The following is a 14,323-nucleotide window of genomic DNA, read 5'->3' as shown; positions in this document are numbered from 1 at the left end:
AATTAGCTTGCCGTGAAAAACTGTTATGTAATTCTTCTTTTTCTTCTCGCAGCTTTCAGTTGTAAAAATGAAAAAGTTGAAGCTCCTGAAACGATCAGGCCGGCCACTTTCGAAATTGACTCAACCGATAAATTTCCCAGGATATCGGATGAAGCCTTATTAACGCTCGTGCAAAAACAAACTTTTAGATATTTCTGGGATTTTGGACATCCGGTAAGCGGCTTGGCAAGAGAAAGAAATACTTCCGGAGACGTAGTGACCTCAGGCGGAAGCGGCTTTGGCATTATGACAATTCCGGTAGCGATCGAACGAGGATTTATTACACGAGCGCAGGGTTTGGAGCGATTACAGAAAATGGTAACGTTTTTAAAAGGTAACGCTCAGAAATTTCATGGTGCTTTTCCGCATTGGCTTAACGGAGCTACCGGGGCAGTTGTACCATTTAGTACCAAAGATGACGGCGCAGATTTAGTTGAAACTTCATTTCTGATTCAGGGATTATTAACGGCACGTCAGTATTTTAATGGAAATGACGCATCGGAAGTTTCTTTAAGAAATGATATTAATATCATCTGGCATGGTGTGGAATGGGATTGGTTTAGAAAAAACAATGAAAATGTACTTTACTGGCATTGGAGTCCGAATTTTGGCTGGGATATGAATCTGCCTATTAAGGGCTGGAATGAATGCCTGATAACATATGTGCTTGCGGCCTCCTCTCCAACCCACCCTATTTCTAAAATTGTTTATGACAACGGCTGGACTGGAAACGGCTCTTTTGTAAACGGGAATAATTATTACGGGTTGAAGTTACCATTAGGAAGTGCATACGGAGGTCCGTTGTTCTTTGCGCATTACTCTTTCTTAGGATTAAATCCGACGGAATTAACCGATAAGCATACGAATTATTTTGACCAAAACCGGACGCATACGCTAATCAATTTCAATTACTGCAAAACAAATCCCCTCAACTATTATGGATACAGTGAGGATTGCTGGGGATTAACTGCCAGCGATATTCCCGATGGTTATAACGCAAATTCGCCAACAAGCGATAAAGGAGTTATTACACCTACCGCCGCGTTATCTTCTTTCCCATACACGCCTCTTGAGTCTATGAAAGCTTTAAAATTTTTCTACTACAAGCTGGGAGATAAGATCTGGGGAGATTATGGATTTTACGACGCATTTTCCTTACAACAACCTTGGTTTGCAACTTCGTACCTGGCAATCGATCAGGGGCCAATTATTATTATGATTGAAAATCACCGAAGCCAGTTACTCTGGAATCTATTCATGAGCAATCCGGAAATAAAGACCGGAATGAGTAACCTCGAATTTCAGAGTCCCAATTTAAAGTAGTAACAACAACTACCTCAACAAAGAAATTAATTAGCATAATATGAAATATATACTCTTTCACCTAAGCATTCTGGCATGCATACTCTTTTCGACAACCGATAGTACTGCGCAAAAGAAGAGGACCTCAACAGCTGCTGCCACTTTTAATCCGGCGAACCGACCAAAAAATCTATCCGATACGGCATTACTCGAATTGGTTCAAAAACAAACATTTCGTTATTTCTGGGATTTTGGCCATCCGGTTAGCGGCATGTCCAGAGAGCGAAGTAATGTTGCGTTTGATTATGGAGATGAAGTTGTAACAACTGGGGGTACAGGATTTGGAATTATGGCTATGATCGTCGCAGCTGAACGAGGCTGGGTTCCGAGAGATTCGGTCTCTAACCGTCTGCTAAAAATGGTTAAATTTTTATCGAAGGCTGATCACTATCATGGAATTTTTCCACATTGGCTAAATGGCGGAACCGGGAAAATTATTCCTTTCGGGCGTAAAGATGATGGAGGAGATCTTGTAGAATCTTCATTCCTTTTTCAGGGTTTACTTTGTGCAAAACAGTATTTCAACGGAAACAACAATGTTGAACGTGATTTGAGGAACCGGATCACCTGGATTTGGGATGAAGCAGAATGGGATTGGTATACGAGAGGAAATCCTGATCAGTTATTCTGGCATTGGAGCCCAAATAACGGCTGGGCAATGAATTTTGAGTTGAGAGGCTATAATGAAACCCTGATTACGTATATTTTGGCAGCGTCCTCTCCGAGGTATCCAATTACTGCACAAATTTACAATAAATGCTGGGCTCAAAGTGACCACTTCAAAAACGGAAAAGAATTTTACGGAGTAAAACTCCCGCTTGGCTTTGATTTTGGCGGTCCTATGTTTTTTGCTCATTATTCGTTTCTGGGCCTTGATCCGCGAAACCTGAAAGATCAATATGCCGATTATTGGGAACAAAATGTTAATCATACGCTGATAAATTATAAGCATTGCGTTGCGAATCCTGGAAAATTTAAAGGTTACGGTGAAAATAGTTGGGGGTTAACCGCCAGCGATACCTACGATGGTTATAATGCTTTTTCCCCAACAAATGATTTTGGCACGATTACCCCAACGGCCGCATTATCCTCTTTCCCCTATGCTCCTGAAAAGTCAATGAAGGCGCTTCGCCATTTCTATGATGATCTGGGCGACAAAATATGGAGCGAATATGGATTTACCGATGCCTTTAATGAATCACAGAACTGGTATGCGAAGTCACATTTGGCAATCGATCAGGGCCCAATCATCGTGATGATCGAAAATTACCGGACTGGGTTATTATGGAAATTATTTATGAGCAACCCGGATGTCCAGAACGGTTTAAAAAAGTTAAATTTTGAAAGTCCGGCATTGAAAGCGATCAGCAAAAATTGACCAGTAGTTTCCCGAAATTTGCAAGAATTTCATGGGACTAGTGATATTTCGAATTTATAAAATAAATTGTACCTTGATGGTAATTAATAGTTTCCCAGGCACCGTTTCGGTGCCTGGAATTATTTATACCGGGACAATTTATGAAAAGCATCTTCTACAAAATCGGAGCATTTTTACTGGTCATCCATATGATGACCTTTCGTGCTGAAGGCCAAGTCTGGCGAGCGATAGAGCCAGAGAATCTCCCGGATAAGAGACATGAAAATGCCATGTCCCATGCGAACGGAAAACTTTATCTGCTTGGAGGCCGAGGGCTAAAATCTGTCGATGAATATGATCCTGAAAAGGATACCTGGGTAACGCTCAGCAAAACACCCCTTGAAATGAGCCACTTTCAAGCCGTTTCTTTTAAGAACGAAATTTACGTACTAGGTGCCTTTACCGGCAGCTATCCCCATGAAGTACCAATTCCTAATATCTATATTTTCAATCCTGTCAAAAATGAATGGCGAAAAGGTCCTGAAATCCCGGAAAACAGGAGACGTGGGGCGGCCGGAGCGTTCACTTTAAATGACAAAATATACCTTGTCTGCGGAATTCAGGATGGTCATTGGGATGGTCAGGTAACTTGGTTTGATGAGTATGATCCGGCAAAAAATACCTGGAAGCAGCTCGCCGAAGCTCCTCGCCCGCGGGACCATGTGCAGGTAGCGGTTATTGACAATAAACTTTATTTAGCCGGAGGTCGATTGTCTACTGCCAGGATCAATCAAGTCTTGAATACTACAATCGCGGAGGTAGACGTTTACAATTTCAAGACCGGCAAATGGTCAACCCTTGATGCGTCAAACAATATTCCTACAAAGCGGGCTGGTAATACGGCTGTTGCTTTTGGCAAAAAAATCCTGATCATTGGCGGAGAAAGCGATGCTCATGTAGAAGCCCACAATGAAGTCGAAGCATTTAATACGCAAACCCAAAAATGGGAAAAATTCCCTTCGATGCAACAGGGAAGACATGGAACCCAGGCAGTTTTCTTACATAAAAAAGTTTATATCGCGGCCGGTTCTGCCAATCGGGGCGGTGGCCCTGAGCTAAATGCAATGGAAGTTCTTGAAGAATAATACACAGATACAATACCATAATCTCCTATTAAATGTTAAAAAAAATCCTTTCCTTTTGCCTGATATTAAGTCCATTTTTATCGAGTGCCCAAAACCAAACAAAATTCACACACGCAGACACGTTGCGTGGAGCGATCACTCCCGAGCGGGCGTGGTGGGATCTCACTTACTATCATTTGAGCGTGACGCCAAATGCGCAGGATAGCACACTAAAAGGCAGCACGGTCATTAATTATAAAGTTTTAGAGCCGAAGCAAACAATCCAAGTCGATTTGCAGGAACCGCTTCAACTTGAAAAAGTGATTCAGGATGGCCAAACGCTGACTTACAGGAGAGATGGAAACGCTTTTTTTATAACCCTAACTAAGAAGCAGGAAAAAGGAAAGTCTGAATCTATTGAAGTTTTTTATTCGGGAAAGCCGCGTTTAGCAAAAAGACCGCCCTGGGATGGCGGCGTACAGTGGGTTCCGGACGGAAAAGGAAACACGATAATTTCTACCTCATGCCAGGGCCTTGGGTCAAGCGTTTGGTGGCCATGCAAAGATCACATGTATGACGAACCAGATAGTATGATGGTAAGTATTACAGTTCCGAAAGCGGTTACGGATGTCTCCAACGGAAAACTGCGTAGTGTTATTGATAATAACAATGGCACACATACTTTCAATTGGGCAGTTGTTAATCCGATCAATAATTACGGGGTCAATATGAATGTTGCTCCTTATGTAAATTGGAGCGAGACGTATAAAGGTGAAAAAGGTGATTTGCCGGTGAGTTTTTATGTATATCCTGAAAATCTTGAAAAAGCAAAAGTTCAGTTCGATCAGGCCAACAAAATGCTGAAAGCTTTTGAACATTGGTTTGGACCATATCCATTCTACGAAGATGGATATAAGTTAGTCGAGGTGCCTTATCTGGGTATGGAACACCAAAGTTCTGTTACCTATGGAAACGGCTATAAAATGGGATATCTGGGACGTGATTTGTCCAAAACAGGTTGGGGGCTAAAATGGGATTTTATCATTATTCATGAAAGTGGTCATGAATGGTTTGCAAATAATATCACCTATAAGGATGTCGCCGACATGTGGATCCACGAAAGCTTTACTAATTATTCGGAAAACTTATACACCGAATTCTATTTTGGAAAACAGGCTGGTGCAGATTATGTGATTGGTACGAGGGCCTTGATCGCAAACGATATACCAATTATCGGCACTTATAATGTTAACCAGGAAGGTTCAAGGGATATGTATTACAAGGGTGGAAATATGCTCCACACCATTCGTCAGGTTGTGAATAATGATGATAAGTGGCGCCAGATTTTACGTGGCCTCAATAAGACTTTCTACCATCAAACTGTTGAATCCAGACAAATTGAGGATTATGTGAGTAAAAATGCCGGCCGAGATATCAGTAAAATATTTGACCAGTATTTACGAGATACCCGCATCCCTACTCTTGAATATTCTTTTAAAGGGAACAGCGTTCAGTACCGCTGGACAAATGTTGTTGCTGGGTTCGATATGCCGGTTAGAATAAAACTTGCGGATGGAAATGATCAGTTCATTTATCCTACAACAAACTGGAAAACATTGAAAACGAAAGGCGAAAAAACGCTGCTTGTAGATCGTAACTTCTATGTGGAGTCAAAAAATATTTAGAGATTTAGTCCCAACATTCCATAATTAATAAATCACCTTTAAGGGCGGAAATTCGAACCATACCATCAGTTTCCGCCTCATTACTATTTCCGGTCCTATGCCCTAATGTCAATGTTTCATCATTTAGATTATATTTTAAACCTGCTGTTTTAATACCTTCCACAACTCCGATAGGGATAAGCGAAATTGGCGTACCCGCGACATACCACTTTTCAAAAATCCCCGCCAACGGAAATATTTTCGAATAGTCGTCAAATAATACAAGGCGGATAGTTTCTTTGTAGCGGACCAGATTGGTAATATTTGTTATAGAATGATCAGCGCGACGACCTGTTGCCCAAACAATATTTGCAGCCGGAAATCCCTCGGCCACTAAATAGTCAATTGCTTTTTCAAGATCTGTTTTTTCCTGATCCGGTGTATGAACAATTTTGAGAGGATACTGCCTCGATCTAATCTCGTCGAAATCATGATTCTGATCAAAGTCTCCTAACCAAACGTCTACTTTTATTCCTAATTCGAGAACTCTGTAAATAGCATGATCCAGAACCAAAACCAGTGGGCTCCATTCTAACAATTGCCCCAACAATTCTTCACTGCAAGCTTCTCCGTTGGCAATAATTAGTGCAGGTTCCTGCTTTTCTCTGATAATATGATGTGAAGACATTACTAATCTTATTTCGCTTTAATGAGTTCGACAAGTAAGTCAAATTTTCCATTAAAGTTACTTTCCATCTTATCAAATCTTTTATCTATCAAATTAAAACGCTCATCCATTTCATGACGGATATCTTTTAAATCCTGTTGAATAATGGCAACATCGGATTTTAAAGTTTTGACATCATCTTTCAAGACGCTGACATCTTCCTTCAATTCACTAACATCAATTTTCAGGATATTAACATCAGTCTTGAGGATATTAACATCTATTTTCAGGATATTAACATCAGTCTTCAGGATATCAACATCAGTCTTTAGGATATTAACGTCAGTCTTCAGGATATTAACATCAGTCTTGAGGATATTAACGTCAGTCTTCAGGACATTAACATCAGTCTTCAAAGATTCAATATCCGTTTGTGCACCGGACAAACCTTTCTTTAACAAAGAAATATCTTGCTGCATCAAGGCGTCTCGCTTTTTCCATTCAGCGAAACCCTTATGCACAACAGTTGTCAGCTTGGCCAATCCCTCTGCAATCATCTCTATCTGCTTTCCCTGATCCACGGATATGTTTTCTAACTGTGCAATTCGGTCTTCGATGTACATTTTAGCGTGTGTTAATTATCAAGTAATGTTCAGAAAATTGAAACATTATTCAATATCAACAAGAAATATTCTCGGTGCAAACCGTATTTCAACTATGAATAATTATTTTACCGAAGCTGACAATTACAAAATAGTGACCCCTTTAAATCTGCAACGCTTTAGCCCGATTCCAATATTCATCCATTTCCGAAAGTGTCATTTCGGTCAATGACTTTCCATCCGATTTTGATGCTTCTTCCATATATTGAAACCGGCGGATAAACTTTTTATTGGTCCTTTCTAACGCCGTTTCAGGGTTAATATCGACAAATCTTGAATAGTTAACCAATGAAAAAAGTAAATCTCCAAACTCTCCTTCGGCTTCCTTCTGGTCGATTACGTCTTGTGTTTCTATGTTAAAGTTTTCTTTAAATTCCTGCAATTCCTCCTCAACTTTTGCCCAAACCTGCTGTTTTTCATCCCAGTCAAATCCAGCTCCACGAGCCTTTTCCTGAATGCGCATAGCCTTTACAAGCGCAGGAAGAGATGCGGGCACGCCAGACAAAACCGACTTGTTGCCTTCTTTCAATTTTAATTTTTCCCAATTTTGCTTCACCTGCTCCTCGGTATCCGCCTTTGTATCACCATAAATATGAGGATGACGCGAGATCAGTTTTTCACAAATTCCGGTCAAGACATCGGCGATATCAAAATGATTTTCCGTTTCTACATTTTCTGAGGCGATTTTGGCATAAAAAACAATATGCAAAAGCACATCCCCCAGTTCTTTTTTTATTTCAGGCAAGTCATTTTCCAGAATCGCGTCAGATAACTCATAGGTTTCTTCAATCGTAAGGTGCCGTAAACTTTCCAGGGTTTGTTTTCGGTCCCAAGGGCACTGTTCCCGAAGTTCGTCCATAATTGTAAGCAAGCGATCAAAAGCCATGAGCTGCTGCTGGCGACTTTCTGGTAAGTCATTGAAGTTTTTTTCCATGTAACAAAGGTAATATTTAAGCTGCTAAAACTCTGCCGGTCAAAACAAAGTATCTGATTAAGGGCAGCACGAAAAGCAATTGATTTTTAAAGAACTTTTTTCGTAACAAAATGATTTACAGAAAGTCACCATACTTATTATAACTATTGAAGAAAATTCCGGCATCCAAGTCGTTCAAAACAAAAAAAGAATCCTCAGAATCCTTTAAAAAGCGTTTTTCCGCTTTACAAAATCTCCCTCGTTTTTTCCGTCTGGTTTGGGAAACCAATAAGCTGCTCACATCAGGAAATATTATCTTCCGTCTGATAAAGTCTGGCCTTCCTTTATTAATGCTTTACATCGGTAAAGAAATTATTGATGAAGTTGTCCGGTTAATCAACCATCGAACGGATTCTCATGATTATCTGTGGATGCTTGTCGGCGCGGAATTGGGACTGACCATTATTTCAGATCTTTTAAATCGTTGTATAAATCTGTTTGACAGCCTTTTAGGTGATTTGGTCGCCAATAAAACTTCTGTTGATCTGGTACATCACGCTGCGAAACTGGATCTATATCAATTTGAAAATCCTGTTTTTTATGACAAACTGGAAAGAGCCCGGCGCCAAACTGCTGGCCGCACGGTCCTGCTTTCTCAAACATTGGCTCAGATTCAGGATATTTTAACCCTGCTTTCACTTGGAGCCGGATTAGTTGTATTTAATCCCTGGCTGATTTTAATATTAATTATCGCAGTAATCCCTTCTTTTCTGGGAGAAACGCATTTCAACGAAAGGACATATTCATTAACCCGGAGCTGGACTCCGGAACGGCGTGAACTGGATTATCTTCGCTATCTGGGCTCAAGCGCGGAAACAGCCAAAGAAGTCAAGGTTTTCGGACTTGAAAATTATCTCGCAAGACGTTTCAAGGAATTGTCCGAAGAATATTATCTGGCGAATCGAAAAATTGCGATCAGCCGTGCTGGCTGGGGATATTTCTTATCCGCCATCGGCACGGTCGCTTATTATGCAGCTTACGTTTTTGTGTTGATACAAACCCTTGGAGGACTGATTACGATCGGAACCATGACATTTCTTTCGGGATCATTTCAGAGAATGCATGGTATGTTGCAGGCCATTATGAGCCGGTTTTCCGGTATAGCAGAAAATGCACTTTATCTTAAAGACCTATTTGATTTTTTTGAAATTGAACCAACAATTCTGGCGAATGAAAACGGACATACTATTCTCCGGCCGATCAAAAAAGGAATTGTATTTGAAAATGTTAGTTTCAAATATCCGGAAAGTGATTTCTGGGCGATAAGAAATCTTTCATTCACCTTGAATCCTGGGGAGAAATTGGCACTTGTGGGAGAAAACGGTGCCGGAAAAACAACGCTTGTCAAACTTCTGGCCTGTCTTTACAAACCAACCGAAGGACGAATATTAATCGATGGAATTGATATTCTTGACTACAATTTAGCTGATTTAAGAGCCAATATCGGGATTATTTTTCAGGATTATATTCGCTACGAAATGACTGTTTCTGATAATATTGCAGTTGGAGATATCGATAATATAAATGATAAAGAAGCAATTCAAATAGCCTCTGATATGAGCATGGCTAATGAGGTGATAGAACGGCTTCCCAACGGATTCGAACAGGTTTTAGGCAAAAGATTTAAAGAAGGTACAGAGTTGTCTGGTGGTCAATGGCAGAAAATCGCTTTGGCCCGTGCTTACATGCGGGATGCACAGCTGATCGTACTGGATGAACCTACGTCAGCGCTTGACGCCAGAGCTGAACATAAAGTTTTTCAGCGTTTCAGCGAATTAATACACGGAAAAATGGCCGTACTTATATCACATCGGTTTTCAACGGTAAGGATGGCAGATCGAATTCTTTTTATGGAAAAAGGAAAATTAATCGAATATGGGTCACATGAAGAATTGCTGAACCTGGACGGAAAATATGCCGAACTTTTCCAGCTGCAGGCGCAGGGTTACCTATAGTTAAAAAGGAATTTTCAGGCCGGTTTGAATTAAATTACTGCTGCATTTTGCAATAATCAAACCGGCGGTATTTGTTATGACACCTTCCACGTGAATTATATTTTTCCCCGCACGAACGACTTTCGCGTCTGCAAGGATAGTTTCATCTGTTTTCGCAGCATTAAGGAAATCACAATTTAAATTAATGGAAGTGTAAGCAAAATCCCTCCCGAGTGCATAAACCATTGTCCCCACTACATCATCGAGAATAGTAGCTGCAATTCCTCCATGCAAAACGCCCATAGGATTTGACATATCTTCACGAACCACATACTCAACCTTCATGGTTCCGTCCTGAATGTCCAGCAGTTTTCCATTAAGCCATCTGCCGACCGGAGACAAGCTATCCTGCATCGATTGGCCTATGAAAGTCTGCATATATTCCAGCCGAGTTTCGTTCTTTTTCTGGGGCGAATTATCGGAATCGGTCATTTTACACATTGGTTAAGTAGTGAAATATAAACATGGATATATTCCGAAAATATTAATTATCGTAGATTTAACTATTACAATAAGTCAATACTAGTGATTTTATTGCTACGTATCAAAGGTAATTGCTACCTTTGCCCGAGTTTTTCGAAGACTTAAAAGAGTATCCAAATATGAATTTTACGTTATCACAAGTTCCTTCCCGTTCTGAAAAGCCTCGTGAAATGGGAATTACGATGGTTATGGATAAAGGGCTTAGTATCAGGGAAACCGAAGATATGCTTTCCAGCGCCTCCACATTTATAGATATCGTAAAGCTGGGATGGGCCACTTCCTTTGTAACATCTAACCTCGACGAAAAATTAGCGGTATATAAAAATGCCGGGATTCCGGTTTATTTTGGCGGAACATTATTTGAGGCTTTTGTTGTAAGGAATCAGTTTGATGACTACCGTAAACTGCTCGATAAATATGATCTGAAATATGCGGAAGTTTCGGATGGATCAATAGAAATGGCGCAGGACGTTAAATGTGAATACATTCGCAAACTTGCACAGCAAGTAACTGTCTTGTCAGAAGTTGGGTCAAAGGATGAAAATAAAATCATTCCTCCTTATAAGTGGATCCAATTGATTCAATCTGAATTGGAAGCTGGTGCCTGGAAAGTAATCGGCGAGGCAAGAGAATCCGGTAATGTTGGACTTTTCAGAGCAAGCGGCGAAGTGCGCCAGGGTTTGGTTGAAGAAATTTTAACGCAAATTCCATTTGAAAAAATGTTGTGGGAAGCTCCACAAAAATCCCAGCAAGTTTGGTTTGTTAAACTTTTAGGGGCGAATGTAAATCTTGGAAATATCGCGCCAAGCGAGCTTATTCCATTAGAAACAATTCGACTGGGATTACGTGGAGATACTTTCACACATTTCCTGAATGCAAAAACAAAGAAAGAATGGAAAGTTGATTCGAAATAACTGTTTTAAAGCTCACCTTTCATATTTATAACTAATCGGTTAAACTTAAAAAAGCAATGGAATTTTTAACTCAGTTTATTGATTTTTTCCTTCACCTGGATAAGCATTTATTTGATATCGTGCAGGAATACGGTACGCTTACGTATGTGATCTTATTTCTGATTGTCTTTACAGAAACTGGTTTGGTTATTATGCCGCTGCTTCCCGGCGATTCACTTCTTTTTGCAGCTGGCGCGATCGCCGCCAACGAAGGAACAGGATTGAATGTCTTCCTGATTATCGTAATTCTGATTATCGCTGCATTATTAGGTGATAATGTGAATTATTTTATGGGTAAAAAATTCGGTGGCGAGATTAAAAAACGTGAGAGAATATTGTTCCTTAAAAGAGAATATCTCGAAAAAACGGAGGCTTTTTATGAAAAGCACGGTGGAAGCACAGTGATCATGGCCCGTTTTATTCCAATTGTTCGTACAGTAGCTCCTTTCGTTGCAGGCGCAGGAAGTATGAATTATTCAAAATATATTGGTTACTGTGTACTGGGAGCAGTTCTTTGGGTACCATCTCTTACGCTGCTTGGCTATTTCTTCGGAAATATGGAGATCGTGAAAAAGAATTTCGAATTGGTTATTTTCGGAATTATTGGATTCTCGATATTGCCAATGATCTATCAATTTCTTAAAAGCAAAATGACGAAACAGAACGTTGCAGCATAACGAATCTGTTTTTAAACTTTAACGAAATGCCCTGTCAGTCGACAGGGCATTTCTGTTTTCCGATAACTGAAAAATCTATTTTGAAGAATAATTCGGCGCTTCTTTCTGAATCATAATATCGTGAGGATGACTTTCTTTGAACCCGGCAGATGTAATTTTCACAAACTGTGCTTTATTCAGTGTAGATATGTCCGCTGCTCCACAATAACCCATTCCGGCTTTCAGACCTCCCACCATCTGATATAGAATCTCAGAAACCCTGCCTTTGAATGGCACCCTGCCAACAATTCCTTCCGGAACAAGTTTCTTGACGTCATCTTCTGCATCCTGGAAATAACGATCTTTTGAACCGTCTTCCATTGCTTCCACAGATCCCATTCCACGGTATACTTTAAATTTTCTTCCCTCGTAAATAACGATTTCACCCGGTGCCTCATCTGTCCCGGCAAGCATTGAACCGATCATCACTGTGCTCGCGCCACCTGCTATTGCTTTTGTAACATCCCCTGAAAAACGAATTCCTCCATCTGCAATAACAGGAATACCAGTACCCGCCAGAGCCTCCGCTGCCGAGATAACGGCTGTTAATTGAGGAACACCAATGCCGGCAATGATCCGGGTGGTACAAATACTTCCCGGCCCGACCCCTACTTTTATTGCATCAGCTCCTGCATCTGCCAACGCTTTTGCGGCAGCGCCCGTCGCTACATTTCCTGCGATGACCTGTAAATCAGGAAAATCAACTTTCAGTTTTCTTACAGATTCAATGACGTTAATATGATGACCATGAGCAGTATCCAGACTCACAACATCGACTCCCGCTTTTATCAATGCCTGAACTCGGTTATGCAAATCCGCAGTCACGCCCACAGCTGCACCTACGCGCAATCGTCCATATTCATCTTTGCAGGCATTCGGATGCGATTTTCTTTTTAGTATATCCCTGTAAGTGATTAACCCGGTCAGCTGATAATCCTTATTGACGATCGGCAGTTTCTCTATTTTGTATTCTTCAAGAATTGTTTCAGATTCCTCTAAACTAATGCCCTCCAAAGCAGTAATCAAGCGTTCCTTTGTCATAATTTCCGTCACCGGCTTAGACAATTCACGTTGAAAACGAAGATCTCTGTTGGTGAGAATCCCGATAAGTTTTTTTGATTGATCGACAACCGGAATCCCGCCGATTTTAAATTCTCTCATGATTTGATAAGCATCCCCGAGCGTCGCCGTGTCTGTCAAAACGATTGGATCCAGGATCATTCCACTTTCCGAACGTTTCACTTTCCTAACCTGTTCCGCTTGCGCGTCCAGGCTCATATTTTTGTGAATAATTCCAATTCCGCCTTCCTGGGCCATCGCAATAGCCAGCTCGTATTCTGTGACTGTATCCATAGCCGCCGAAATGAACGGGATATTCAAAGAAATTTTTCTGGTAAGCTGTGTTTTGGTTTTTGTATCTCTGGGAAGTACCTCTGAGTAGGCTGGTAAGAGAAGAACGTCGTCGTACGTGAGAGCCTCAAAGAGGACTTTGGTGGGATTTGTGTTCATAGCAAATAAAGATTTCTTATTTGCCAGATAAAACTAGTCAGAAATTTGGAATTCAGCAAAATCGCCGGTATCAGACAATGATATAATTTCTTAAAATCAGGAATTTAAACATTATCATCTGTCGATGAGTTATTAAAAATAATTACTGAAAACATCGGACAGAAAAAAATATTTAAAATATTGATAAAACGCATTAGGGATTTTTGTCCTTTGTTTGACCATACCTTTGTACTCTCATTTCTGAGCTCCGGATGAACAAGTTATTAACCGATGAACAGCTGGTTATTAAACTGATGGAAAGCAGTAAACCTGCCTTCGGGGAAATCTATGACCGATACTGGTATAAATTGTTCTGCATTGCCTATCACCAGATCGGCACCCGCGAGGAAGCAGAGGAACTTGTCCATGACCTGTTTGAAAGTTTGTGGAACCGCAGAACAGAGAGCAATATCAGACACCTGAGCTCTTACCTTGTTCTGTCGATGAAACACCTGATCACGAATTTTATAAAATCTAAAATAACGTGGCGGAAGTATAAGGAATACATCCTTCTTCAAAAAATGCAGGAAGCTTCGATAACGGAACAGGATGTTGAATTTACGGACTTGTCCGCCGCACTGGATAATGCTTTAAAAAAGCTGCCGGAGAAAACGAGCAGAATATTTCAGTTAAGCCGTTTTGAAAATCAGTCGGTCAGAGAAATTGCCAGGGATATGAATCTATCGGAAAAAGCGGTGGAATATCATATCACCAAATCGCTTAAAATTTTAAAAGATCATCTTTGGATCTATCACACACCTAATTGATACACAAAAAAAGA

13 protein-coding genes are annotated in these 14,323 nt (G+C 40.6%); 8 read left to right on the top strand and 5 right to left on the bottom strand.

All coding sequences use genetic code 11. The features are described from left to right. The first annotated feature begins 12 nt into the window (after nt 1-12). The 4 genes from BMY70_RS28240 to BMY70_RS28225 all read left to right on the top strand — a co-directional run bounded on the left by BMY70_RS28240 (nt 13) and on the right by BMY70_RS28225 (nt 5,567). A complete protein-coding gene (locus tag BMY70_RS28240) occupies nt 13-1,362 on the top strand; it encodes a glucoamylase family protein (protein WP_090341368.1) in 1,350 nt (449 codons plus the stop codon). Between the two features lie 40 nt (nt 1,363-1,402). Beyond that, nucleotides 1,403-2,779, top strand: coding sequence for a glucoamylase family protein (locus BMY70_RS28235; protein WP_090341366.1), 1,377 nt, complete (start codon nt 1,403-1,405; stop codon nt 2,777-2,779). A 140-nt stretch (nt 2,780-2,919) separates the two neighbouring features. Then, a complete protein-coding gene (locus BMY70_RS28230) occupies nt 2,920-3,903 on the top strand; it encodes a Kelch repeat-containing protein (protein ID WP_090341364.1) in 984 nt (327 codons plus the stop codon). A 32-nt stretch (nt 3,904-3,935) separates the two neighbouring features. Continuing rightward, complete coding sequence (locus BMY70_RS28225; protein ID WP_090341362.1) at nt 3,936-5,567, top strand: M1 family metallopeptidase; 1,632 nt, start codon at nt 3,936-3,938, stop codon at nt 5,565-5,567. 4 nt (nt 5,568-5,571) lie between these two features. Here the strand turns inward: BMY70_RS28225 and BMY70_RS28220 are convergent, their stop codons facing one another. The 3 genes from BMY70_RS28220 to mazG all read right to left on the bottom strand — a co-directional run bounded on the left by BMY70_RS28220 (nt 5,572) and on the right by mazG (nt 7,809). Next, on the bottom strand, nt 5,572-6,234 hold the full coding sequence (locus BMY70_RS28220) for a thiamine diphosphokinase (RefSeq protein WP_090341360.1): 663 nt from the start codon (nt 6,232-6,234) through the stop codon (nt 5,572-5,574). Between the two features lie 8 nt (nt 6,235-6,242). After that, nucleotides 6,243-6,836, bottom strand: a complete 594-nt coding sequence (locus tag BMY70_RS28215; protein ID WP_090341357.1) for a hypothetical protein — start codon at nt 6,834-6,836, stop codon at nt 6,243-6,245. A 142-nt stretch (nt 6,837-6,978) separates the two neighbouring features. Next, the gene (mazG, locus tag BMY70_RS28210; protein ID WP_090341355.1) at nt 6,979-7,809 is read right to left on the bottom strand and encodes a nucleoside triphosphate pyrophosphohydrolase; all 831 of its coding nucleotides are present in this window, start codon (nt 7,807-7,809) and stop codon (nt 6,979-6,981) included. 146 nt (nt 7,810-7,955) lie between these two features. Here mazG and BMY70_RS28205 point away from each other — a divergent pair, with 146 nt between their 5' ends. After that, the gene (locus BMY70_RS28205; RefSeq protein ID WP_229209809.1) at nt 7,956-9,803 is read left to right on the top strand and encodes an ABC transporter ATP-binding protein; all 1,848 of its coding nucleotides are present in this window, start codon (nt 7,956-7,958) and stop codon (nt 9,801-9,803) included. Here the strand turns inward: BMY70_RS28205 and BMY70_RS28200 are convergent, their stop codons facing one another. Then, nucleotides 9,804-10,274 (bottom strand): PaaI family thioesterase, encoded by a 471-nt coding sequence (locus BMY70_RS28200; protein WP_229209808.1) that lies wholly within the window; start codon nt 10,272-10,274, stop codon nt 9,804-9,806. It abuts the gene before it with no gap. A 170-nt stretch (nt 10,275-10,444) separates the two neighbouring features. Between BMY70_RS28200 and BMY70_RS28195 the strand changes: the two genes are divergently transcribed. Together BMY70_RS28195 and BMY70_RS28190 are read left to right on the top strand one after the other, a co-directional pair. Next, nucleotides 10,445-11,239 (top strand): phosphosulfolactate synthase, encoded by a 795-nt coding sequence (locus BMY70_RS28195; RefSeq protein WP_090341353.1) that lies wholly within the window; start codon nt 10,445-10,447, stop codon nt 11,237-11,239. Between the two features lie 56 nt (nt 11,240-11,295). Beyond that, nucleotides 11,296-11,955 carry a DedA family protein gene (locus BMY70_RS28190; RefSeq protein ID WP_090341351.1) on the top strand — a complete coding sequence of 220 codons (660 nt, stop codon included), beginning with the start codon at nt 11,296-11,298 and terminating at the stop codon, nt 11,953-11,955. A 75-nt stretch (nt 11,956-12,030) separates the two neighbouring features. Here BMY70_RS28190 and guaB read toward each other — a convergent pair whose 3' ends face one another. Next, entirely contained in the window at nt 12,031-13,503 is a 1,473-nt protein-coding gene (gene guaB / locus BMY70_RS28185) for an IMP dehydrogenase (protein ID WP_090341349.1), read from the bottom strand. A gap of 251 nt (nt 13,504-13,754) precedes the next feature. On the opposite strand from guaB, the gene BMY70_RS28180 reads away from it, so the two are divergent. Further along, nucleotides 13,755-14,309 (top strand): RNA polymerase sigma factor, encoded by a 555-nt coding sequence (locus BMY70_RS28180; RefSeq protein ID WP_090341348.1) that lies wholly within the window; start codon nt 13,755-13,757, stop codon nt 14,307-14,309. Nucleotides 14,310-14,323: the final 14 nt, after the last annotated feature.

The sequence above is a fragment of the Dyadobacter koreensis genome, assembly GCF_900108855.1.
GTDB classification, from domain to species: domain Bacteria; phylum Bacteroidota; class Bacteroidia; order Cytophagales; family Spirosomataceae; genus Dyadobacter; species Dyadobacter koreensis.
The sequence above is the reverse complement of the archived record's forward strand: the minus strand, read 5'-3'. Positions and strand labels throughout refer to the sequence as shown.

Bases quoted from the DNA above. Each gene is read 5' to 3' on its own strand.
- guaB (WP_090341349.1), bottom strand. From the start codon at position 13,503: ATGAACACAAATCCCACCAAAGTCCTCTTTGAGGCTCTCACGTACGAC.
- BMY70_RS28220 (WP_090341360.1), bottom strand. From the start codon at position 6,234: ATGTCTTCACATCATATTATCAGAGAAAAGCAGGAACCTGCACTAATT.
- BMY70_RS28195 (WP_090341353.1), top strand. From the start codon at position 10,445: ATGAATTTTACGTTATCACAAGTTCCTTCCCGTTCTGAAAAGCCTCGT.
- BMY70_RS28200 (WP_229209808.1), bottom strand. From the start codon at position 10,274: ATGACCGATTCCGATAATTCGCCCCAGAAAAAGAACGAAACTCGGCTG.
- BMY70_RS28225 (WP_090341362.1), top strand. From the start codon at position 3,936: ATGTTAAAAAAAATCCTTTCCTTTTGCCTGATATTAAGTCCATTTTTA.
- BMY70_RS28230 (WP_090341364.1), top strand. From the start codon at position 2,920: ATGAAAAGCATCTTCTACAAAATCGGAGCATTTTTACTGGTCATCCAT.
- BMY70_RS28190 (WP_090341351.1), top strand. From the start codon at position 11,296: ATGGAATTTTTAACTCAGTTTATTGATTTTTTCCTTCACCTGGATAAG.
- BMY70_RS28215 (WP_090341357.1), bottom strand. From the start codon at position 6,836: ATGTACATCGAAGACCGAATTGCACAGTTAGAAAACATATCCGTGGAT.
- mazG (WP_090341355.1), bottom strand. From the start codon at position 7,809: ATGGAAAAAAACTTCAATGACTTACCAGAAAGTCGCCAGCAGCAGCTC.
- BMY70_RS28235 (WP_090341366.1), top strand. From the start codon at position 1,403: ATGAAATATATACTCTTTCACCTAAGCATTCTGGCATGCATACTCTTT.
- BMY70_RS28180 (WP_090341348.1), top strand. From the start codon at position 13,755: ATGAACAAGTTATTAACCGATGAACAGCTGGTTATTAAACTGATGGAA.